Source organism: Flavimobilis rhizosphaerae, assembly GCF_014852685.1.
In the GTDB taxonomy this organism is placed as follows: domain Bacteria; phylum Actinomycetota; class Actinomycetes; order Actinomycetales; family Cellulomonadaceae; genus Flavimobilis; species Flavimobilis rhizosphaerae.
The window spans coordinates 489,093-510,788 of sequence record NZ_JACZDF010000001.1 but is presented as its reverse complement, the minus strand read 5'-3'; the positions used below and the strand labels follow the sequence as shown (position 1 = coordinate 510,788).

The window sequence follows — 21,696 nt, the reverse complement described above, 5'->3', positions numbered from 1 at the left end:
CGCGTGCGGGCCGATGACGCGGCAACGTCGGGGCATGCGTCCCACGACCCCCTCCTCGGCCCCGTCGGGCGGCCACGTCCGGCTCACGCTCGCGGGCGAGGACGTCGAGATCGAGCGAGGGGCCCGGCTCGGCGCGCTGCGCCCCCGGCTCGCCGAGGTTCTCGGCCGCAGCGAGCTGCTCGCGGTGCCGCTCGCGGTCGGCCCGCGCGTCCTCGACGACGACGCGCTCGTGGGCTTCGGCCCGCTCGTCCCGGGCGCGGACGTGCGCGTGCACGTGCCGCGACGCCGCGCCCCGGACCTCCCCGACGACCCCGTCGGACGCGCACGTGACGCGTTCGGCGCGGCCGCACGCTGGGAGGTCGTCGCAGGTCCGGGAGCCGGCCGGGTCGAGGTCGATCTCGGACGTGCGACGCGCGGGCGAGTCGCCGAGGTGCGTCCCCGTCGCGCGTCGGCGAGCGACGCGGACGGCCCGCGGGTGGTCCGCGTCCGGCGTGTCCGGCAGCGGCGTACCGACGACCGTGCGCCGCGCGTGCGGGTGCGGCTCGCCCGTGACCACGCGCGACGGCGTCCCGTGAGGCTCGGGCTGCGCGGCCGCCGGGTCCGCGACGGCGACGTCCTCCACGTCGGGCCGATGACCCTGCGCCGCGTCGTCGTCGGGGTCGTGGACGAGCGCGCCACGATCGCCGCCGACGCCACCCGCGCCCCCTCCCGGGCGCGCGGCCTCGGGCCGGGGCTCTCGGCGACGACGCTCGTCGTCCCGCTCGTCTCCGCGGCGACCCTCGCGCTCGTGACGAACCGTCCCGCGTTCGCGCTCGTCGGGCTCGTCGGGCCCGTCGTGCTCGGGGTGACCGCGCTCATCCGGCGCCTGCGCCGCACGCCGCCCGCCCAGGTCGGGGCTCCGACGACGTGGCACGGCCTCGCCCGGTCGCCCGTCGAGCTCATGACACGGGTCGCGACGGGCCTCGCGGGACCGTCCAGGTTCGACCTCACGCCCGCGAGCACGGCCGCGCCCGGTCCCGTAGGCACGGCCGCGGACGGGGCCACCGACGGCCGTGGCGACGTCGGCCCTCGCGCCCTCGTCGCGGCGGGGCCCTCCGCCGACGCCCGGGCGCGCGCGACGGTCCTCGCGTTCGCGGCGCTCCGCCCGGGCGCGCCCGTGACGCTCGTCGGCGGTGACGTTCGCGCGTGGGAGTGGGCCCGGTGGCTCGGTGCCCGTCCCGGCCCGCTCCCCACCTCCGGGGACGACGCCCCGCGCCTCGCCGTCGTCACGCCCGACGACGCCGACGCCCTGCGTCGCACGAGCGAGTGGTGGGCTCACGCCCCCGCGGGCACCCACGTGCTCCTCGTCCCGCCCCTGGCCGACGCACCCGCCTGGTGCGAGGCGGACGTCGACGGGCCAGGCGTCGACCCCCGGCTCGCGGAGTCGCTCGCGCGTGCCCTCGCCCCGGCCGTCGCGCGCAGCACGGGCCTCACCCATGCTGCGACCGTGCCGCTCGCCGATCTGCTCGGCCTCGACCCGGCCCTCTCGCCAGCGTCCGTCGCGGACGCGGTGACGGCACGGTGGGCCGCCGCGCCGACGCGTCCGCTCGCACCCGTCGGCAGGCTTGCCGACGGCTCGGGGGAGCCGTTCGTCCTCGACCTCGTGCGCGACGGACCTCATGGCCTCGTCGCCGGCACGACGGGCGCCGGCAAGTCCGAGCTCCTCCAGACCCTTGTCCTCTCCCTCGCCCTCACGCACCCGCCCGCGCACCTGACGTTCGTCCTGCTCGACCACAAGGGCGGTGCGGGCTTCGGGCCGTGCCTCACCCTCCCGCACGTCGCGGGCGTCGCGACGGACCTCGAGCCCGGCTCCGCCCGGCGAGCGCTCGCCGCGCTCCGCGCCGAGCTGCGCTCGCGCGAGGAGCTGCTCGCCCACCACAGCGTCCCCGACGTCGGTGCGCTCCTCGCCCGGGACCCGGAGGTGTGCCCGCCACGCCTCGTCGTCGTCGTCGACGAGCTGCGGGCGCTCGCGGACGACGACCCTGATCTCGTGCCGTCGTTCCTGCGGATCGCCGCGCAGGGCAGGTCGCTCGGGCTCCACCTCGTCCTCGCGACGCAGCGCCCAGCGGGTGCCGTGAGCGCGGACGTGCGCGCGAACGTCGGGCTGCGGGTCGCGCTCCGCGTCGCGTCGGACGCCGAGTCGCGCGACGTCGTCGACGTCCCGGACGCGGCCGCCCTGCCCGCGTCGTCCCCCGGGCTCGCGGTCGTCCTCACGAGCGGTTCGTCGCACCGGACGGTGCGGTGCGCGCTCGCGTCCGCCCCGGCGACGCCCGCGACGGCACGCGTCCGGCGCGTCCCGCGGACGCCCGGACCGGCACGCACGCCCGCGCCCGTATGGGGCGAGGACGTCGCGGCACGTCTCGTCGCGGCGGCCGACGCGGCCGCGGGTGCCGCGGGTGCCCACCCTCTCTGGGCGCCTCCGCTCCCGCTGCGGTGCTCGACGGCTGACGTCGCAGAGCCCGTGCCAGGGCGCGTGCCGGAGCGCTCGGCGGCCGACGCGCTCCCGGTCGCGCTCCTCGACGAGCCCGACGAGCGGCGACGCTCGATCGCCGCGTGGGATCCCGCACGCGGGCACCTTCACGTCGAGGGCGCTCCGGGGTCGGGCCGGTCGACCGTCCTCCACGCGGTCGCCCTCGAGGCGGCCCGACGCGGCTGGCACGTCCACGTGCTCGGCCCCGACCCGCTCGTCGTGCACGACGCGGACGACCCTCTGGTCGAGCACGGCGCGCGCGACCCGCACGTCCCGTTGGTCGAGCACGACGGGCTCGGCGCGGCTGCGGGGCGCGGCGCGGGGCGCAGGCCCGTCCCCCGCTGGCTCGGGACGCACGCCCCGGCGACGGATCCACGCCGCGTCCACGAGCTGCTGTCACAGCTCCTCGCCGTGCCCCCGCCGTCGCCAACGCTCGTCCTCGTCGACGGCGTCGAGGAGGTTCTCGCGGCGCTCGGACGCGTCGCACGCGGCGGAGGCGTCGACACGCTCGTCGCGCTCGCCCGGCAGTCCGCGGCCCACGGGGTCGCGCTCGCGCTCGCGAGCGCCCGCTCGCTCACGGGCCCGCTCGCGTCGACGGTCGGCCCGCGGCTCGTCCTCACGGGCACCGACCGCGCGTCCGACCTCGGCCGGGGCGTCCCCTCGGAGCTCGCGGGACTGGGGGGACCGCCGGGCCGCGGCGTCTGGACGGGGGCCGGTCCCGCGCGGCTCGCGCAGGCGTTCCTTCCGACGCATGCCCGGCCCTCCGAGGTGCCGGTCGGTCCGGAGGCGTCGCCGCAGCTCGTGCCCCTGCCGACGGTTCCGGACGACCGTGCGCTGCGGGAGCTCGACAGTGCGGCCCGCGAGGCTCCTCACGCGTGGCTCGCCCCGCTCGGCCACGGCGGTGACGATGCGGGGCCTCGGCTGATCGACGTCGCACGCGACACGCTCGTCGTCGGGCCGCCGGGGTCGGGTCGGTCGACCGTTCTCGGGATCCTCGCGCGCCACGCGGCACAGCTCGGTCCCCTGCTCGTCGTCGGGAGCTGCCTTCCACCCACCGCTGGTCGGCAGGCCGCGGACGACGACGGCGACGCCCTCAGGGGCGGCGGCACCGACGACGCCACCCTCGTCGTGCCGATGACGCCCGAGGGACTCGCCCGCGTCCCCGACCTCGTCGCCGGCGGCGGGTGGACGCTCGTCGTCGACGACGCCGACGTGCTCGCTCGGCTGCTGCCCGTCGAGCACGACCGGCTCGCGACGCTCCCGGGCGTCGCGAGGTGCCTCGTCGCCGCGACGACCGCCTCGGCGACGCTCGCGTCCCGCGGCCTCCTGGCGCGGGTGCGCGCGGCGCGTCACGGTGTCGTGCTCGACCCGGGCAGGCCGGGTGCGGCGGACGTCCTCGCGACCGAGGTCGCTCACGTCGTCGAACCCGGGCCGTGCGCGCCGGGCCGCGGGGCCCTCGTCGTCGACGGGCGGGCCGAGCTCATTCAGTGCCGTCCGCCCGACTCACACGGCGGAGCGACGTGAACGGTGCCGAGGCGTGAGCAGCCGTGGCCAGGGGTGTCAGTCCCCCGTGGGGCGGCCTGCGGTCGTGCGGGCGACGACGGCCGGTGAGACGACGCCTGCGACGACGAGCACCGCGACGACGAGGAGCACCACGGGCACGGGGTGCGCACCCTCCTGGAGCCACGTCACCGCGATGACGACCTGGAACAGCTGCCACGTGACGACGGGCGAGCGCGCCCAGCGCCGGCCGTCGAGGAGGCCGCGCGCCGCACCGACGAGCAGCGCAGCGAGACCCCAGGCGAACGTGGCGAGGACGCCCGCAGCTCCCGAGCCGTCGCCGCGGACGACGTCGGCGAGCACGAACCCGCCGGCGACGACGAGGCCGAGGGCCTCGAGCGCGAGGAGCCCGCACACGACGAGAAGCACGGTGCGACCGGGGCCCGGGGCCGCGACGCCGGGGCGGCGGAGAAGATCGAGAGGCACGCACCGAGACTACGGGACCTGCGGCAGGACCTCCGGGCGGCCGTGCGATGTCAAGGTTGCACCCTTGTGACCATCACCTCAGGGCCACCTCGTCGAAACCTTCTCGTGACCTCTTGTGGAACCGGCCGTGAGGTGTGAACCTTGTGTGGTCCCTCAGGGACAGTCCCCCCTTCTTGAACGGCCGCGTCGCGCTGCGCGCGGAACCGTCATGTTCGACCACCGAGGAGCACTTCCATGGACTGGCGTCACCGCGCCGCATGCCTCACCGAGGACCCCGAGCTGTTCTTCCCCATCGGGAACACCGGCCCGGCGATCCTGCAGATCGAGGACGCCAAGGCTGTGTGCCGTCGCTGCGACGTCGTCGACACGTGCCTCAAGTGGGCGCTCGAGTCCGGCCAGGACGCGGGCGTCTGGGGGGGCATGTCCGAGGACGAGCGTCGCGCGCTCAAGCGCCGCACGGCTCGGGCGCGTCGCGCCGGCTGACGCACCATCACGTACGGCCGAGGGCCGGCACCCGTCACGGGTGCCGGCCCTCGTCGCATCCGGCCCGTCGTGTCCGGCCCGTCGTGTCCGGCCGCGGTCAGCTCGCCGCGCGGTGCCCGCGGGCGTCGCGCAGCACGACGCGGACGGTGACGTCGGTCCCGCCGTCGGCGGACGTGCCCCAGTCGATCGAACCGTGGAGTTCGTTCTCAACGAGCGTGCGGACGATCTGCGTGCCGAGGCCCGCGCCTGGGCCGGCGTCGGGTGCCAGACCGATGCCGTCGTCCACGATGTGGACGGTGAGGTCGTGCCCGTCCCGCGTCGTCGTGATGCGGACGGTGCCCGTCGCGCGGTCGGGGAAGCCGTGCTCGACCGCGTTCGTCACGAGCTCCGTGAGGACGAGCGCGAGCGGTGTCGCGTCCTCGGCGTGGACGAGGCCGAAGGAGCCCTCGGAGATCGTCCGGACGCTCGTGTCGGCCGACGCGATGTCGGCGGCGAGCCGCAGGACGCGGCCGACCATGTCGTCGAACTCGACCTCCTCCTCGAGGGTCTGCGAGAGCGCCTGGTGGACGAGCGCGATCGTGTCGACGCGACGCATGGCTTCCTCGAGTGCGCCGCGCGCCTCGGGGATCTGCATGCGCCGGGCCTGGAGCCGCAGGAGCGCGGCGACGGTCTGGAGGTTGTTCTTCACCCGGTGGTGGATCTCGCGGATCGTCGCGTCCTTGGTGATGAGCTCGCGCTCGCGCCTGCGCACCTCGGTGACGTCGCGGCACAGGAGCACCGCACCCATGCGTCGGCCGTCCTCGGTGATGGGCAGCGAGCGCACCGACAGCGAGACGCGGTCGGACTCGAGCTCGGTGCGCCACGGGGCGCGGCCCATCATGACGACCGGCAGGGACTCGTCGACGGGCGCCTGCTGGACGAGGAGGTCCGCGGTGATCTCGACGAGCGACTCTCCGACGAGCGGGCCGTAGACACCGAGCCGGTGGAAGCACGAGAGGGCGTTGGGGCTCGCGTAGAGGACCTCGCCCTCGGCGTTGAGCCGCAGGAGGCCGTCGCCGACGCGGGGCGCGCCGCGCCGCGGCCCGGTCGCCGAGTCGGGCTGGGGGAACTCGCCGCGCGAGATCATGCCGAGCAGGCCCTCGGCCGCCTCGACGTAGTTGAGCTCGAGGCGGCTCGGGGTGCGGCCCGAGCCGAGGTACGTCTGGCGGACGAGGACGGCGATCGCCCGGCCTGCGCGGACGACGGGGACGAACTCCTCGCGCACGGCGTAGGCGCCGAGCCAGCGAGGTTCGCGCTCACGGTGGACGCGGCGGTCGTCGAAGGCCTGGAGCAGCTGTGCACGTCGTCCCGAGGGCGCGACGGTGCCGACGATGTCGTCGTAGTGGACGGTCGCACCGGTCGACGGGCGGCAGTGGGCGATCGCGATGAGCTCGCCGTCGTCCGTCGGGAGCCAGAGGACGAGGTCGGCGAACGCGAGATCGGAGATCACCTGCCAGTCGCCTGCGAGGAGGTGGAGCCAGTCGGCGTCGACGGCGTCGAGGTTCGAGTGGCGGGAGATGAGCTCGCTCATGACGGACACGCCTCTAGGGTACGTGGCCGCACCGGCCGCGCCCGCACCGCACGGGCGGCGCGGCCGCTGCGCCGCGTGTGGGACATCTGGCCCACGGCCCGGGGTGCGTCGGGCCGGGACGTCGCGCGGCTGCGCGGCTAGGCTCAGGGCATGCACGTGACGATCGACGTCCCCGTCCCGCTCTCTGCCGCTGCGTACGCGACGCTCGTGCGCGACGAGTCGTTCGTGCGCTTCCGCACAGCCGTGCCGGGCGCGCGGGTCGACGACGTCATCGTGACGCCCGCGGACGGCGAGTCGTTCACGGTGACGGTGCGGCGGTCTGTCTCGGCTGCGCAGATCCCCCCGCAGGTGCGGTCGTTCGTGGGGTCGGAGCTCGAGATCCGCCAGGTCGAGGCGTGGGAGGGCGAGCGCGGCGGTGCGTGGCACGGGACGGTTGCGCTCGAGATCACGGGGACACCGGTGCGCATGACCGGCACTGTCGAGCTCGTGCCGTCGGGCGACGGCGCGATCCTCCGGTACGACGGTGACGTGCGGGCGTCGATCCCGCTGTTCGGCCCGGCGGTCGAGCGCTCGGCGGCCGAGGCTGTCCGGGCGACGCTCGGCGCGGAGGAGCTGCGCGTGCAGGCCTGGGTCGACGTGCACGGCACGCCTGCCTGAGTGCGTCGGCGGGCCCGGGCCCACTCGGGTGCGTCCCGAACGCGCCATGAGAGCCCATAACGATTCGGCAACAGGCCGCGCCCGCCTAAGCCTCTGACCTGCGGTTTTGAAGTCATGGGATCGCTTCCATGGCAAAACTCGCCCTGGACGGTTGACAGCGCTCCCACCCCTTGGCCACCATCGTTGTCAGCGGCGTGGAAACGCTCCCACGATGAAGGTGGGAGCGCTCCCCTCTGGGGGCGCGCCGAGCTTCGACGCCCACCCGTCGGGTGCGCGGCAGGGAGGCACGGCGATGACGCCGAGCCACGACGAAGGAGTCAACAGTGCGCAGGAACACCACCAGGACGTGGGCGGCCGTCGCCGGCATCGCGTCGCTCGCGCTCGTCGTCACCGCATGCGGCGGCGACACGGACGCCCCCGGCAGCGGCGGCGGCAGCAAGGCCCCGGGCGAGAAGGTCAAGCTCGTCCTCTCGACGTTCAACGACTTCGGCTACAAGCCGCACATCGAGCAGTTCATGAAGGACAACCCCGACATCATCGTCGAGGAGAAGATCACCGGAGGCTCCGACGAGTCCCGCGAGAACATCCTCAACTTCCTCGGCCAGTCCTCGGGCCTCGGCGACGTCGAGGCCATCGAGGGCGACTGGGTCCCCGAGCTCATGCAGTTCGCCGACAGGTTCGCGGACCTCACCGACCCGGCGCTCGCCGACCGCTGGCTGGACTGGAAGGCCGCGCAGGGCACCGACGCCAAGGGCCGGCTCATCATGTACGGCACGGACTCGGGCCCCAACGCGATCGCGTACCGCGCCGACCTCTTCGAGAAGGCAGGCCTGCCGTCGGACCGCGAGGAGGTCGCCAAGCTCCTCACCGGTGACTGGGAGCACTACTTCAAGGTCGGCAAGGAGTACACGGAGAAGACGGGCCAGCCGTGGTTCGACAGCGCGCGCGGCACGTTCTTCGGCATGATCAACCAGGTCGAGCGGGCGTACGAGAACGAGGACGGCACCGTCCGCGACCTCGCGGGCTCGGACGTCGAGACGCTCTTCCGCCAGGTCCTCACGGCCGCGTCGGTCGACAACCAGTCGGGCCACTCCGGTCAGTGGAACGCCGACTGGGATGCGCGCTTCAAGGGCGACCAGGGCTTCGCGACGATCCTCGCGCCGGGCTGGATGCTCAACATCATCAAGGAGCGTGCAGGCGACGACTTCAAGGGCTGGGACGTCGCCGACGTCTTCCCCAACGGCGCCGGCAACTGGGGCGGCTCGTTCCTCGCGGTCCCCACGCAGTCGAAGCACCCCGAGGAGGCCAAGAAGCTCGCGGCCTACCTCACCTCCCCCGAGGTCCAGGCGAAGCTCTTCGTCGACCAGGGCGCGTTCCCGTCGACCGTCGACGCGCTCAAGTCTGAGGACGTCCAGAACGCCACGTTCGAGTGGTTCAACAACGCCCCCACGGGCAAGATCCTCTCCAACCGCGCCAACGGCATCGTCCAGGTCCACAAGGGCCCGCTCTACAAGAAGGTCTCGGACGTCGTCAACAACGGCCTCGACCGCGTCGACGTCGGCGTCAAGGGCGAGAAGCAGTCGATCGACGAGTCCTGGGCGCAGGTGCTCCAGGAGCTCAAGAACCTCAACTGATCGCACCGACGGCCGGGGTGCTCCGCACCCCGGCCGTCGGCCTCGGCGCGGCAACGCGCGACTCAGCTCTCTCAGCCCGCCGCCGCGGGCGCTCACGAAGGATCCCCCATGACCGTCAGCACGTCCTCGACCCGTCGCACGGGCACGGGCGGGCCGGCTCCCGCTCCCGCCCCGCAGCCGCAACCACGGCGCATCGGTTGGGGTCAGCGCATGAGCCGGTTCGACCTCAAGGTCTCGCCGTACCTCTACATCTCGCCGTTCTTCCTCCTCTTCGGCATCTTCGGTCTCGCGCCCCTCCTCTACACGGCCTACGTCGCGCTCCACCAGTGGCACCCCATCGGCGGCAAGGGCGATTTCGTCGGCCTCGACAATTTCACGGCCGTCCTCCAGCAGGACCAGTTCTGGAACGCCGTCGGCAACACGTTCTCGATCTTCCTGCTCTCGACCATCCCCCAGCTCGTCGTCGCCGTCTTCATCGCGGCAGTGCTCGACTCCAACCTCCGTGCCGGGACGTTCTGGCGCATGGGCGTCCTGCTGCCCTACATCGTCGCCCCCGTGTCGGTCGCGCTCATCTTCTCGAACCTCTTCGCCGAGCAGTTCGGCATCATCAACACCCTGCTCGGGTACGTCGGCATCGACCCGATCCCCTGGACGTCGGACGTCGTCCCGTCGCACATCGCGATCGCGACAATGGTGAACTTCCGCTGGACCGGCTACAACACGCTCATCCTCCTCGCCGCGATGCAGGCCGTCCCCCGCGACCTCTACGAAGCCGCGACGATCGACGGTGCGGGGCGCGTGCGCCAGTTCTTCTCCATCACGGTCCCGATGCTCAAGGCCACCATCACGTTCGTCGTCATCACCTCGACGATCGGCGGGCTGCAGATCTTCGACGAGGCCCGCATGTTCGGGCCCGGCGGCTCCGGCTCGGGCCGCGGCGGGCCGGACGGACAGTGGAAGACGATCACCCTCTACCTGTGGGAGGTCGGCTGGAACTCCGCGAACTTCGGCCGGGCCGCGGCGATCGCGTGGCTGCTCTTCCTCCTCATCCTCCTCGTCGGCGTCGTGAACTTCCTCCTCACGCGTCGCATCTCGTCGCAGGGAGGCGACCGATGAGCTCGATCCCCGTCATCGCCCAGACCGCAGGCCCCGGTGCCGCACGCGCCGCGGGGCGCCGAAGCTCCCGCAGGCACGGTTCCTTCGCCGGCGGCGAGCGCAGGGCCGGAAAGGTCACGTACACGATCCTCGCGATCTTCGTCCTGCTCTCCGCGTTCCCGTTCTACTGGTCTTTCCTCATCGGCTCGAAGGACAACGACTTCGTCTTCTCGGGATCGCTCAACCTTGTGCCGGGCCCGAACTTCCTCGACAACGTCAGGCGGGTCCTCGAGTCCGACATCAACTTCTGGGGCGCGACCCTCAACTCGCTCGTCGCGGCGACGTCGACGTCCGTCTCCGTCGTCCTCCTCTCGACGCTCGCGGGCTTCTCGTTCGCCAAGCTGCGGTTCAAGGGTCGCCGGGGCCTGCTCGTCTCGGTCATCGCGACGATGGCGGTCCCGACGCAGCTCGGCATCGTGCCGCTCTACCTCGTCATGACGAAGCTCAACCTCCAGGGCAACCTCCTCGCGATCATCCTGCCCGGGCTCGTCACCGCGTTCGGGGTGTTCTGGATGACGCAGTACCTCCAGGACGCCCTGCCCGACGAGCTCATCGACGCCGCACGCGTCGACGGCTGCAACCTCATCCGCACGTTCTGGCACGTAGCCATGCCGGCCGCGCGCCCGGCCGCCGCGATGCTCTTCCTCTTCACGTTCGTCGGGTCGTGGACGAACTTCATGTGGCCGTACGTCATCCTCGACCGTGCGAGCGGCACCCTGCCGGTCGCCCTCCAGGGCCTCCAGTCGCAGTACTACACGGACTACCCGCTCATCCTCACCGGTGCGCTGCTGTCCGTCGTACCGCTGCTCATCCTCTTCGTCGTCGCCGGCAAGCAGCTCGTCGCCGGCATCATGGCGGGCGCCGTCAAGGGCTGACCCGACCCAGGCTGCCGCCGGAGGGTCTTCCACGGAGGGCCGCAGGACCCCGGGAGGTCGAGGCCCGAGGTCGACGGCGGCGGCCGTGCGGGCGTGCAGACGCCCGCACGGCCACCCGTGGGCCCCGTCCGGCGAGGGCGGGGCCCACGGCGTCCCCGGGGCGTGCCGCGTGCCGGAACGCACGCCGCGTGTCGGACTCGCCTACTCTCATCTCACGAGCGGTCCGCCACCGACCGCTGCCCTGACGAAAGACGACCGACGATGCCCGAGACCACCCCGCGCAACGATGCCGCGGCCCCGACGCTCGACGAGGTGGCTGCGGCCGCCGGAGTCTCGCGCTCGACGGCCTCCCGAGCCCTCAACGGCGGCCTGCGCGTATCGCCGTCGGCCCAGGCTGCGGTCGACGAGGCGGCGCTCCGCCTGGGCTACGTGCCGAACCGTGCCGCCCGTTCCCTCGTCACGCGACGGACCGACTCGATCGCGCTCATCATCCCTGAGCCCGACGAGCGGCTGCTCTCGGACGCGTTCATCGGCGGCACGCTGCGGGGTGTCGGGGACGCGCTCGCGCGCACGGACCTCCAGCTCGTCCTGCTGCTCTCGCGCAAGAACGAGACCGCGGACCGGATCGCGCGCTACCTGCGCGGCGGGCACGTCGACGGCGCCGTCATCACGTCCCACCACGAGGGTGACGAGCTCGAGCGCGTGGTCGCCGCGTCGTCGATCCCGGCGGTGTTCGTCGGCCGGCCGTTCGACGCACCGCGGGAGCTCATCTACACGGACGTCGACAACGTTGCCGGCGCCCGGCTCGCCGTCGAGCATCTCGTCGCACGCGGCCGCACGCGCATCGCGCACATCGCCGGCCCGCAGGATATGACCGCGGGCGTCGACCGTGTCAAAGGATGGCGTGACGCGCTGAGCGACCACGGCCTGCCCGCGGACGCGCTCGTCCACGCCCAGTTCACGACGGCGTCGGGCGAGACCGCTGCGGCCGAGCTCCTTGCCGCGCACCCGGACGTCGACGGGATCTTCGCGGCGTCGGACACGATCGCCGTCGGAGCCCTGCGCGCACTCGCGGCGGCCGGGCGTTCCGTCCCCGGTGACGTCGCGATCGTGGGCTACGACGACCTCGACGCCGCCCAGGCCTCGACTCCCCCGCTCACGACGCTCCACAACCCGGTCGTCGAGCTCGCTGCGACGGCCGTCGAGCAGCTCCTGCGGCTCATCGACTCCGAACCGGGCGACGAGCGCGTGACGTCGATCGTCTTCCCGCCGCGGCTCGTCGTCCGCGGCACCACCTGAGAGGCTCCCTCACCGCCCCGGCCACGCCCACGCGGGTCCGTCGAGCGCGCCCTCGCGCCCGTCGAGGACGCGGGTCTCTCTGCCGCCGCCGCCCGTGAGCCGGACGTGCGCAGCGCCGTCGTCGGCGAGCCCCTCCGCGAGGGGACGGGAATGGGTGACGACGAGCACCTGTCCACGCTCCGACGCGCGCCGGACGAGGCGTCCGAGCGGACTGGCAAGGTCCGGGTGGAGGCCCGTCTCCGGCTCGTCGAGCACGAGGAGCCCTGCTGGTCGCACGCTGAGCAGCGCGGCGACGTGGACGAGGTAGCGCAGCGTCCCGTCGGAGAGCTCGGCGGCGGTGACGGGTCGGCGCAGGCCGGGCTGCTCGAGAAGGAGCGTGAAGAGCCCCGCCGCTGCGTCGATGCGGATGCGGGACCCGGGGAACGCGTCGTCGACCGCAGCATCGAGCAGGTCCGCGCCACCCGCGTCGATGATCGTCGCGAGCGCCGCTGCGAGGTCGGCGCCGTCGTGCCCGAGCACCTGGGTACGCGTGCCGACGTGCGGGGTACGTGCGGGCGCGCCCGCGTCGGTGCGGACGTCGTCGTGGAAGCGCCAGCCGCGCAGCGTGCGCCGGACGAGCCCGACCTCGGGGGCGCCCTCGGGGTCGGCGACCTCGTCGACGATCGACTCGTACGTCGCGAGCACGCGGGGGTCGTCACGCCACGCGCCGGACGCGTCGCGCACGCGCAGGTGCGGTCCCTTGCGCTGCGCCTGGACCGAGCCGGCGCGGAGCGGTCCGCCGCTCCACACGGTCTCCGACTTGATCTCGGGGTCGAGCGCGAACGGTGAGGAGCCGGGCAGCTGGGGCAGGCCCAGGTCGACCGCGTAGCCGAGGCCGTCGCCCTCGAAGCCGAGCCTCAGAGCGACGCGGCCCTGCGGGCCGGGAGCCTGCGACGTGCCGGCCCAGAGCGCGGAGCCGAGCCCGCCCTCGCGCGCGAGCGCTCCGACGACCTGCCCGGACCCGCACGCCGCGAGGAGCCGCAGCGCGCGGTAGAGAGAGGACTTGCCGGACCCGTTGGGGCCCGTGACGACCGTGAGCCGGTCGAGCTCGAGCGTGAGGTCGACGAGGCTGCGGTAGCCCGAGACGGCGAGCGTGCGGATCATGCCGCGAGCCTAGCGACGGCCACCGACGTCCCGGGGTCGCGGTGCGTCCCCGGGACGTCAGGGTCGGCCACCGACGTCCACCCGAGGGTCGGGCCCTGCGCGGCCCCGCGCTCAGCGCGTGAACGCGAGGTGCCAGGTCTCGGGGCCGCGCTGGAGGTACTCGACGGTGAAGCGGCCTGGGTGGCGGCCCTCGATCTGGGTGAGGAGGGGCAGCGGGTCGTGCGGGGCGACGAGGACGAGGCCGCCGCCCTCCTCGACGGCGTCGAGCGCGCCGAAGATCGTCGCGTGGCGCACGGCGTGCGGGATGACGGTCGCGTCGAGGACAGGCAGGTCAGCGCGGTCGTCGGCCGTGGTGTCGGCCCGCGCGTCCGACGCAGCGTCCGCTGCGGGAGCGGCCGACGCTGGAGCGGCCTCCGTCGGCGTGGCCTCGGGGGCTGCGCCGCTCCCGCCGCAACCTCCGCCACCGCAGCCGCACGCGTGCCCCGTGGGGGCCGGGGCACGGAGGACCTCCCGGACCTCCTCGGCCGGACCGGTGAGCGGGGTGCGCGCGTCGCGGGCGACGAGCGGCACGAGGTCGTGGTCGAGGGTGTCGGCGTGGACGGCGAGGAGCGCCGCGAGAACGTGGGCGGCGCCGACGGCCTCGAGGGGGTGGGTCGTCGTTGCGAGGTCGGACGCGGCCGTGCGGACGGCGGTGTGGAGGCGGACGACGACGGCAGACGCAGGCCCGCCGTCGGTGACGGTGCGGACGGCGGGGAGGAGGTGCGCCTCCTCGGCCTCGAGGTGCGGGACGAGACGTTCGGTCGCCCACAGGGCGAGGCGTTCGCGGGCGACGCCTGCGAGCTGGGCGTCGGCTCCGGTGACGGCGCGGGAGAGCTGGTCGACGAGCACGTGGAGCGTGCCGCGCATCGCGGTGTGGTCGCCGGCGAGGTCCTCAGCCGCGCGGGCGTCGTCGAGGTTCGAGGCGAGGAGCAGGTCGTCCATCGGGTTCTCCGGTCGTGGTCGGGACCGAGGTCCGGTCCGGCTGCGCCCGAGAATAGTACACTCGGGTCCGTGGAAATAACTCCGCGTCCCGGCTACGGCCCCGCCGCCGTCGTCCCGCGCCCCTCGCCCGCCGCGGACCTCTCGCGCGCCCGCCGCCAGGTCCTCGACCTCCTCGTCGTCCGCGGTGTCCCGACGAGCGTCGCGACCGTCGCCGCCGAGCTCGGGCAGCACACGAACACGGTCCGCGAGCACCTCGAAGGCCTCGCGGACGCCGGGCTCGCCGACCGCTCGACCGCCCGCCCCGCCGGGCGCGGCCGCCCCGGGACGCTCTACGAGGCGCGGCCCACGAGCACGACCGACCCCGGCGCCCGCGAGTACGCGGCACTCGCCTCGGTCCTCGCCGACCAGATCGCCCGGACGAGCCCCGACCCACGCGCCGACGCGCTCGCCGCGGGCGACCGCTGGGGCCGCGACCTCGTCGCGCACGAACCGTCCGCCGGCGCGCCGCACGCACGCCGCACCGTCGTGCGCCTCCTCGACCGCCTCGGCTTCGGCCCGAGCGCGGACGCGACGGACAGCGCGGTCGAGTTGCGCCGCTGCCCCCTCCTCGACGCCGCACTGCGCACGCCCGAGGTCGTGTGCGCGGTCCACCTCGGACTCGCCCGCGGTGCCCTCGACGCGCTCGGCGCCCCGACGGACCGCACGGCGCTCGAGGCCTTCGCGCTGCCCGGCGCGTGCCTCCTCCACCTCGACGCGCCGGAGGCCTGAACGTGCCCGCCCCCGCGAGCGCGCTGCGCCGCCTCCCCCTCCTCCTGCTCGCCGGCCTCAGCCTCCTCGCGGGCCTCGACGCCGCGCTCCTCCTGCTCGGCCTGCCCGCACCCGTGACGACGGACCGGCTGCCCGACGTCCACGGCATGCTCATGGTCCTCGGCTTCGTCGGCACACTCATCGCGCTCGAACGCGCGGTCGCGCTGCGCCGGTGGTGGGGATTCGGCGCACCAGTCCTCCTCGGCCTCGGCGCGCTCGCGCTGCTCTCGCCGCTGCCCCTCACCGTCGGGCGGGGTCTGCTGACGGCGGGCGCCGTCGTGCTCGTCGTCGTCTACGTGCCGCTCTTCCGGCGCTCGCGCGACACCGCGGTGCTCGTCCAGCAGCTCGGTGCGGTCGCCGCCGCGTGCGGCGCGCTCCTGTGGTGGGCGGGGGCACCGATGCCCGCGACGATCCCGTGGCTCACCGCGTTCGTCGTCACGACGATCGCGGGCGAACGGCTCGAGCTTGCGCGCGTCGCGATGTCGGGCTTGCGGCCCGGCGACCGCACGCGCGCGGACTCGGCGATCCTCGCCGTGTGCGTCGCGACCGTACTCGGTGCGGCCGCCGCGACGGCGTGGCCGGGACCCGGGCACGCGGTCCTCGGTGCGGCGCTGCTCGCGCTGTGCGCGTGGCTGGCCGGCAACGACGTCGCCCGACGCACGGTGCGTTCGCGCGGCCTGCCGCGCTTCACGGCCGCGTGCCTTCTCGCGGCGTACGCGTGGCTCGCGGTCGCCGGCGGGATCTGGCTGCTCGGCGGCCCGCAGCTGGCGGGCCGCGGGTACGACGCCGTGCTCCACAGCGTGTTCTTCGGCTTCACGATCTCGATGATCATGGCCCACGCCCCGATCATCCTGCCCGCGGTGCTCCGGGTCCCGCTCCCCTACCACCCGGCGATGTATGGCCCGGCAGCACTCCTCCACGTGACGCTCGTCCTGCGCGTCGCCGTCGGTGACGCGCGCGACGTCCCGGCGCTCGTGACGATCGGCGGCATCGGCAACGTCGTCGCGCTGCTCGGGTTCGTCGTGACGAACGTCATCGTCGGCGTCGTCGCGTCGCGGAGGGCCCCGACGGCGCGAGCCGCACGCGGCACGCGCGACCCCGAGCCTGCACTCCCCTCCCCCGTCCAGGAAGCCTCCGCCCGATGACCTCGCTCTCCCCGCGCCCGACGCAGCCCTCGGGCGCGCCACGGCCGCTGTCCGCCCGCTCGTCGTGGCACCTCGCCGCGAACGCACCGGTCGTCGTCTGGCTGCTCGCAACGTTCGGCGTCTCGCTCGTCCACCGCGAGGTCGCGGTGTCGGCGTGGCTGCTCGTCCACCTCACGCTGCTCGGTGCGGTGACGAACGCGATCCTCGTGTGGTCGGCGCACTTCGCGGACGCGCTGCTGCGCCGCCGCACGGACGGTCGTGCGCGGCGCGGGCAGGCGGTGCGGCTCGTCGTGCTCAACGTCGGGGTGCTCACGACGGTCGTCGGCATGGTGACGTCGCGCTGGCCCGTCACCCTCGTGGGCGCTGCCGTCGTGGGGCTCGCGGTCGCGTGGCACGGGGCTGCGCTCGCGCGCTCGACGCGCGGGGCGCTCACGGGTCCGCTCGCGGTGTGCGTGCGGTTCTATGTCGCGGCGGCGTGGCTGCTGCCGTTCGGCGCGGCGGTGGGTGTCCTGCTCGCGCGCGGCGCGGGGCCGGGCTGGCACGCGCGGCTCGTCCTTGCGCACACGGGGCTCAACGTCCTGGGTTTTGTGGGGCTCACGGTGCTCGGAACGCTCGTGACGCTGTGGCCGACGATGCTGCGCACGACGATGGACCCGCGTGCGGTGCGCGCGGTGACGCCGACGCTCGCGTGGACCCTCGGCGGGCTCGGGGTCGGCGTCGTGGGCGCACTCACGGGCGTGCGGCTGCTCGCGGCGGCGGGCGTCGTCGCGTACGTCGTGGGGGTCGTCTGTGCGCTCGTGCCAATGGTGGGCGCGGCGCGGCGCCGGCCGCCCGCGTCGTTCGCGACGCTCTCGGCCGCGTCGGCGGTCGTGTGGTGGCTCGGGACGCTCGCCACGGCCGTCGTGCTGCTCGTCGTCACGCCGTCGTGGACGGCTCTCGAGGCGCGCCTGGGCGCGCTCACGGTGCCGCTCGTCGGCGGCTTTGCCGCGCAGGTGCTGCTCGGTGCGCTCACGTACCTCGTGCCGGTCGTGCTCGGCGGCGGTCCGGCGGTCGTGCGGACGACGGCGGCGCGGCTCGAGCGTGGTGCCCTCACGCGCATCGTCGTCGCGAACGGTGGCCTCCTCGTCTTCGTCCTGCCGGGCTCGAGCGCGCTGCGCGCGCTCTCGTCGATCGCAGCGCTCGGCGCGGGGGCGTCGTTCCTCGTGCTGCTCGCGCTCGCGCTGCGGGACCACCGACGCGCACGGCTGGGGCGCATGGCAACGGTCGAGGCGCCCGAGCCGCCCGTGCCCGGCACGCCGCAGGGACCGCAGGTCGAGGCCGTGCGGGGCCCGGCGCGGGCGACGCAGCTCGCGGCGGGCGTCGCGGTGCTCGCGCTCGTCGTCGCGGGCGCTGCTGCGCTCGACCCGTCGGGCCTCCGCCTCGCGGCGATGCCCGGCGGCGGCGTTGCGGGAGGCGCCGCGGGCGCGTCCGTCACGCCGACGGGCCGCACGACGACCGTCGAGGTCGAGGCGCGCGACATGCGGTTCACGCCGTCACGCATCGAGGTGCCCGCGGGCGACCGTCTCGTGCTCGTCGTGCGGAACACGGACCCGACGACGGTCCACGACCTCGCGCTCGACACGGGTGCGTTCACGGGTCGTCTCGCGGTCGGGGCGTCGGCGACGCTCGACGTCGGCGTCGTCGGCCGCACGATCGAGGGCTGGTGCACGATCGTCGGGCACCGGCAGTCGGGCATGACGCTCGACATCGTGCCGACGGGGCTCGCCGCGGCGGGCGACGCCGCCCCTGGCGCGACCGACGCACCGTCGGGCGGCACGGACGATGGAGGTATGAACCACAGCCGAATGGACCACGGCAGCGCGTCCGGCCCGTCGGCAGCGGACGACATCGACCTCCACCAAGCTCCGCCCGCGGGCTTCGAGGCACGCGACGCCTCCCTGCCCCCGCTCGACGACCGCACGGTGCGCGAGGTGACGCTCACGGTCTCCGAGCTCACGGCGGACGTCGCGCCGGGCGTGAGCCAGAAGTTGTGGACGTTCGGCGGCTCGGCGCCCGGCCCCACCCTCCACGGACGGGTGGGCGACACGTTCGTCGTGACGCTCGTCAACGACGGGACGATCGGCCACTCGATCGACTTCCACGCGGGCATGCTCGCCCCGGACCAGCCGATGCGGACGATCGCACCCGGGGAGACCCTCACGTACCGGTTCACGGCGACGATGAGCGGCATCTGGATGTACCACTGCTCGACGATGCCGATGAGCGCGCACATCGCGAACGGCATGTTCGGCGCGGTCGTCATCGAGCCGCCGGACCTGCCGGAGGTCGACGCGAGCTACGTGCTCGTCCAGAGCGAGTTCTACCTCGGTGCGCAGGGCGGCGAGGTCGACGTCGACAAGATCGCGACGCAGCTGCCCGACCTCGTGACGTTCAACGGCTATGCGCACCAGTACGCGTACGACCCGATCGAGGCGCGCACGGGCGACCGGCTGCGGATCTGGGTGCTCGCGGCGGGGCCGAACGTCGGGACGTCGTTCCACGTCGTCGGCGGCCAGTTCGACACGGTGTTCCACGAGGGCACGTACCGGCTGCGTCCGGGCAACGCGGCCCGCGGCGGGTCGCAGGCCCTCGGGCTGAGCGTCGCGCAGGGCGGGTTCGTCGAGCTCGTCATGCCGGAGGCCGGCACGTACCCGTTCGTCTCGCACGTCATGAGCGACGCGGAGAAGGGCGCGACGGGCCGCATCCACGTGACGGACTGACGCGGGACCACCGGCGCGCCGGGGGTCAGTGGACGAGATGACGGACAGCGACCTTCGTCTCGCCCACGGTCCCCGGTCGCACGGGTGGAAGGTCGTCCGTCGCCGTCGCCGTCGCCGTGGCCGTGGCCGTGGCCGTGGCCGTGGCCGTGGCCGTGGCCGTGCGGCAGGGTCCCCGCGTGGCGTTACCGCCCCAGACGCCGGTCGCGTGTCGCGAACGAGCGCAGGGCGCGGAGGTAGTCGACGCGACGGAAGCTCGGCCAGTAGGCCTCGCAGAAGTAGTACTCGGCCTGCGCGGACTGCCACAGGAGGAAACCGGAGAGCCGCTGCTCGCCCGAGGTGCGGATGACGAGGTCGGGGTCGGGCTGGCCGCGCGTGTAGAGGTGCTCACCGATCTCGTCGACGTCGATGCACTCGGCGACCTCGGCGAGCGTGCGACCCTGGGCGTCCTGCTCGCGCAGGTAGGCGCGGACGGCGTCGGCGATCTCGTGGCGTCCGCCGTAGCCGATGGCGACGTTGACGGAGAGCCCGTCGACGTCGGCGGTCGACTCCTCGGCGGCGCGGAGCGCGGCTGCGGAGGCGTCGGGCAGGAGGTCGAGGCGACCCATGACTCGCAGGCGCCACCGGCGTGCGGCGGCGAGGTCCTCGACGGCGCGGACGATGATCGCGAGGAGCGGCTCGAGCTCGGCGGTGGGCCGCGAGAGGTTGTCGGTCGAGAGCATCCACAACGTGACGACCTCGATGCCGAGATCCTCGGTCCAGCCGAGGAACTCGAGGATCTTCTCGGCGCCGCGCTGGTGGCCGGCGGCGGTCGACTCGCCGAAGGAGCGGGCCCAGCGGCGGTTGCCGTCGAGGATGACGCCGATGTGGCGGGGCAGGGCGTCGGCGGGGAGGGAGCGCGCGAGCTGGCGTTCGTAGAGCCCGTAAAAGGGGGTGGGGATGCGCACTGCGACCTCGTTCGGGTGACCTGGGCTTCGTCGACGTCGCCAACCTACCGGACGCGTGGGACGCTGCGGGGGGGTCGGAGCGTGAGCTGTCCCGTCATCTCCGCGGCCAACACCCGATCTCCACAACCTACGGTTCCGTAACCTACGGTCCCGTAGGTTACGCTGGTCGGACACGACGGGCGCAGCCGCGCCCCGCCACGCACGACAACGTCCCGGAGGAGCGACACATGTCGCGCACCACTCACCCCCGCAGCGTCGCAGAGACCGCCGACGCTGCCACGGAGGCCGTCGTCGAGGCCGTCAAGCCACGGCTCCGAGGCTGGATCCACGCGGGCACCGCACCCCTCGCCGTCATCGGCGGCACGATCCTCACAGCGCTCGCCCCGCCGACCGCTCCGCGCGTCGCCGTCCTCATCTTCGCGATCACCGCCGTGCTCCTCTTCGGCACGAGCGCCGTCTACCACCGCGGCACGTGGGGTCCGACCACCCAGGCGGCACTTCGGCGCGCGGACCACGCCAACATCTTCCTCATCATCGCGGGCACGTACACGCCCCTGTCGGTCCTCCTCCTTGACGCGCGCACCGCGACGATCCTCCTCGTCATCGTGTGGAGCGGCGCCCTCCTCGGGCTCGCCGCACGCATGCTCTGGCTCGGCGCGCCACGCTGGGTCTACACGCCCGTCTACATCGCGCTCGGCTGGGTCGCGGTCGGCTTCATGAAGCAGTTCTGGGACACGGGCGGTCCCGCCGTCGTCTGGCTCGTCGCGCTCGGCGGGCTCGCCTACACGGGCGGCGCCGTCGTCTACGCCCTCAAGCGTCCCAACCCCAGCCCACGCTGGTTCGGCTTCCACGAGATCTTCCACGTCGGCACCGTCATCGGCTTCTGGTGCCACTTCGCGGCCGTCGCGGTCGCGGTCGCGCAGATCTCCTGACCCGGGCGCGGCCGAGCCGCGCAGTCAGCGGGGCCGGACCTCGTAGCGCCGGAGCTCGAGCGCAGGGTTGCGGCGCCGCGCGTCGGCGACGCGCGCCGGATCGAGGTCGACGACGACGTGCGCGGGCCCGAGTCCGAGACGCTCGACGACGGCCCCCACGGGGTCGACGACGAGGCTCGTCCCGCACACGCCGCGCCCGGCCATGCCGACGGCGACGAGCCACGCGACGTTCTCGAGCGCGCGGGCGCGGGCGAGGACGGTCCACTGCTCGACCTTGCCCGGCCCGGCCGCCCATGCGGCGGGCACGACGATCGCCTCGGCGCCCGCGTCGACGAGGCGTCGCGCGGACTCAGGGAAGCGCAGGTCGAAGCACGTGAGCACGCCGAGGCGCAGCCCGCCGACGTCGACGACGAGCGGCGGCGCGGCCGGGTCGCCGGGGGCGAGCCTGTCCGACTCGCGCTGCCCGAACGCGTCGAAGAGGTGGACCTTGCGGTAGTCGCCGCCGAGAGTGCCGTCGGCGCGGACGTGGACGACCGCGTTGCTCGCCCGCTGCTCGCCCGGGAGCGTGAGCGTCACCCCCGCGAAGACGTCGACGCTGCGGTCGCGCGCCACCCGCCGCAGCCCGGTGAGGAAGGGCCCGTCGAGCTCCTGCGCGTCGCCGGGGCCGGTGCCGCGCGGGTCGAACGCGCTCGCGTACTCGGGCAGGACGACGAGGTGCGCGCCGTCGTCGGCGCACGCCTCGACGGCGTCGGTCGCGACGCGCGCGGCGGCCGCCGCGTCACGAGGTGTGGCGACCTGCGCGAGCCCGACGCGCACG

At 74.2% G+C, this 21,696-nt stretch carries 17 protein-coding genes; 11 read left to right on the top strand and 6 right to left on the bottom strand.

The features are described 5' to 3' along the window. Positions 1-34 precede the first annotated feature (34 nt). Positions 35-4,033, top strand: a complete 3,999-nt coding sequence (locus IGS67_RS02180) for an FtsK/SpoIIIE domain-containing protein (RefSeq protein ID WP_192277368.1) — start codon at positions 35-37, stop codon at positions 4,031-4,033. A 36-nt stretch (positions 4,034-4,069) separates the two neighbouring features. On the opposite strand, the gene IGS67_RS02175 is transcribed toward IGS67_RS02180, so the two are convergent. Further along, positions 4,070-4,495: a hypothetical protein gene (locus IGS67_RS02175; RefSeq protein ID WP_210766958.1), complete on the bottom strand. Its 426-nt coding sequence runs from the start codon at positions 4,493-4,495 to the stop codon at positions 4,070-4,072. Between the two features lie 234 nt (positions 4,496-4,729). Between IGS67_RS02175 and IGS67_RS02170 the strand changes: the two genes are divergently transcribed. Then, the gene (locus tag IGS67_RS02170; RefSeq protein ID WP_102510284.1) at positions 4,730-4,978 is read left to right on the top strand and encodes a WhiB family transcriptional regulator; all 249 of its coding nucleotides are present in this window, start codon (positions 4,730-4,732) and stop codon (positions 4,976-4,978) included. Positions 4,979-5,075: 97 nt separating this feature from the next. On the opposite strand, the gene IGS67_RS02165 is transcribed toward IGS67_RS02170, so the two are convergent. After that, a complete protein-coding gene (locus tag IGS67_RS02165) occupies positions 5,076-6,548 on the bottom strand; it encodes a sensor histidine kinase (protein WP_192277859.1) in 1,473 nt (490 codons plus the stop codon). A gap of 150 nt (positions 6,549-6,698) precedes the next feature. Between IGS67_RS02165 and IGS67_RS02160 the strand changes: the two genes are divergently transcribed. The 5 genes from IGS67_RS02160 to IGS67_RS02140 all read left to right on the top strand — a co-directional run bounded on the left by IGS67_RS02160 (position 6,699) and on the right by IGS67_RS02140 (position 12,168). Then, positions 6,699-7,205, top strand: a complete 507-nt coding sequence (locus IGS67_RS02160) for a DUF2505 domain-containing protein (protein ID WP_192277367.1) — start codon at positions 6,699-6,701, stop codon at positions 7,203-7,205. A gap of 323 nt (positions 7,206-7,528) precedes the next feature. Continuing rightward, positions 7,529-8,839 (top strand): ABC transporter substrate-binding protein, encoded by a 1,311-nt coding sequence (locus IGS67_RS02155; protein WP_192277366.1) that lies wholly within the window; start codon positions 7,529-7,531, stop codon positions 8,837-8,839. Between the two features lie 108 nt (positions 8,840-8,947). Continuing rightward, a complete protein-coding gene (locus IGS67_RS02150; protein WP_192277365.1) occupies positions 8,948-9,955 on the top strand; it encodes a carbohydrate ABC transporter permease in 1,008 nt (335 codons plus the stop codon). Then, positions 9,952-10,869, top strand: coding sequence for a carbohydrate ABC transporter permease (locus tag IGS67_RS02145; protein WP_192277364.1), 918 nt, complete (start codon positions 9,952-9,954; stop codon positions 10,867-10,869). Before IGS67_RS02150 ends, IGS67_RS02145 begins: the two co-directional genes overlap by 4 nt. Before the next feature lie 261 nt (positions 10,870-11,130). Continuing rightward, positions 11,131-12,168 carry a LacI family DNA-binding transcriptional regulator gene (locus tag IGS67_RS02140; protein ID WP_192277363.1) on the top strand — a complete coding sequence of 346 codons (1,038 nt, stop codon included), beginning with the start codon at positions 11,131-11,133 and terminating at the stop codon, positions 12,166-12,168. A gap of 9 nt (positions 12,169-12,177) precedes the next feature. On the opposite strand, the gene IGS67_RS02135 is transcribed toward IGS67_RS02140, so the two are convergent. Beyond that, the gene (locus IGS67_RS02135; RefSeq protein WP_192277361.1) at positions 12,178-13,311 is read right to left on the bottom strand and encodes an AAA family ATPase; all 1,134 of its coding nucleotides are present in this window, start codon (positions 13,309-13,311) and stop codon (positions 12,178-12,180) included. A 111-nt stretch (positions 13,312-13,422) separates the two neighbouring features. Continuing rightward, a complete protein-coding gene (locus tag IGS67_RS02130) occupies positions 13,423-14,292 on the bottom strand; it encodes a DUF2249 domain-containing protein (protein WP_192277359.1) in 870 nt (289 codons plus the stop codon). A 69-nt stretch (positions 14,293-14,361) separates the two neighbouring features. On the opposite strand from IGS67_RS02130, the gene IGS67_RS02125 reads away from it, so the two are divergent. The 3 genes from IGS67_RS02125 to IGS67_RS02115 are packed head-to-tail and all read left to right on the top strand — an operon-like array spanning position 14,362 to position 19,003. Next, the gene (locus IGS67_RS02125; RefSeq protein ID WP_210766957.1) at positions 14,362-15,060 is read left to right on the top strand and encodes a helix-turn-helix transcriptional regulator; all 699 of its coding nucleotides are present in this window, start codon (positions 14,362-14,364) and stop codon (positions 15,058-15,060) included. A gap of 2 nt (positions 15,061-15,062) precedes the next feature. Further along, on the top strand, positions 15,063-16,244 hold the full coding sequence (locus tag IGS67_RS02120; protein ID WP_192277357.1) for a hypothetical protein: 1,182 nt from the start codon (positions 15,063-15,065) through the stop codon (positions 16,242-16,244). After that, entirely contained in the window at positions 16,241-19,003 is a 2,763-nt protein-coding gene (locus IGS67_RS02115) for a multicopper oxidase domain-containing protein (protein ID WP_192277355.1), read from the top strand. The genes IGS67_RS02120 and IGS67_RS02115 overlap by 4 nt, the downstream gene beginning before the upstream one ends. A 182-nt stretch (positions 19,004-19,185) precedes the next feature. Here the strand turns inward: IGS67_RS02115 and IGS67_RS02110 are convergent, their stop codons facing one another. Beyond that, entirely contained in the window at positions 19,186-19,947 is a 762-nt protein-coding gene (locus IGS67_RS02110; RefSeq protein ID WP_192277345.1) for an isoprenyl transferase, read from the bottom strand. Positions 19,948-20,174: 227 nt separating this feature from the next. On the opposite strand from IGS67_RS02110, the gene trhA reads away from it, so the two are divergent. Further along, complete coding sequence (gene trhA, locus IGS67_RS02105) at positions 20,175-20,879, top strand: PAQR family membrane homeostasis protein TrhA (RefSeq protein ID WP_192277343.1); 705 nt, start codon at positions 20,175-20,177, stop codon at positions 20,877-20,879. A gap of 24 nt (positions 20,880-20,903) precedes the next feature. Here trhA and IGS67_RS02100 read toward each other — a convergent pair whose 3' ends face one another. After that, on the bottom strand, positions 20,904-21,695 hold the full coding sequence (locus IGS67_RS02100) for a nitrilase-related carbon-nitrogen hydrolase (protein WP_328741366.1): 792 nt from the start codon (positions 21,693-21,695) through the stop codon (positions 20,904-20,906). Between the last annotated feature and the right edge of the window lies 1 nt (position 21,696).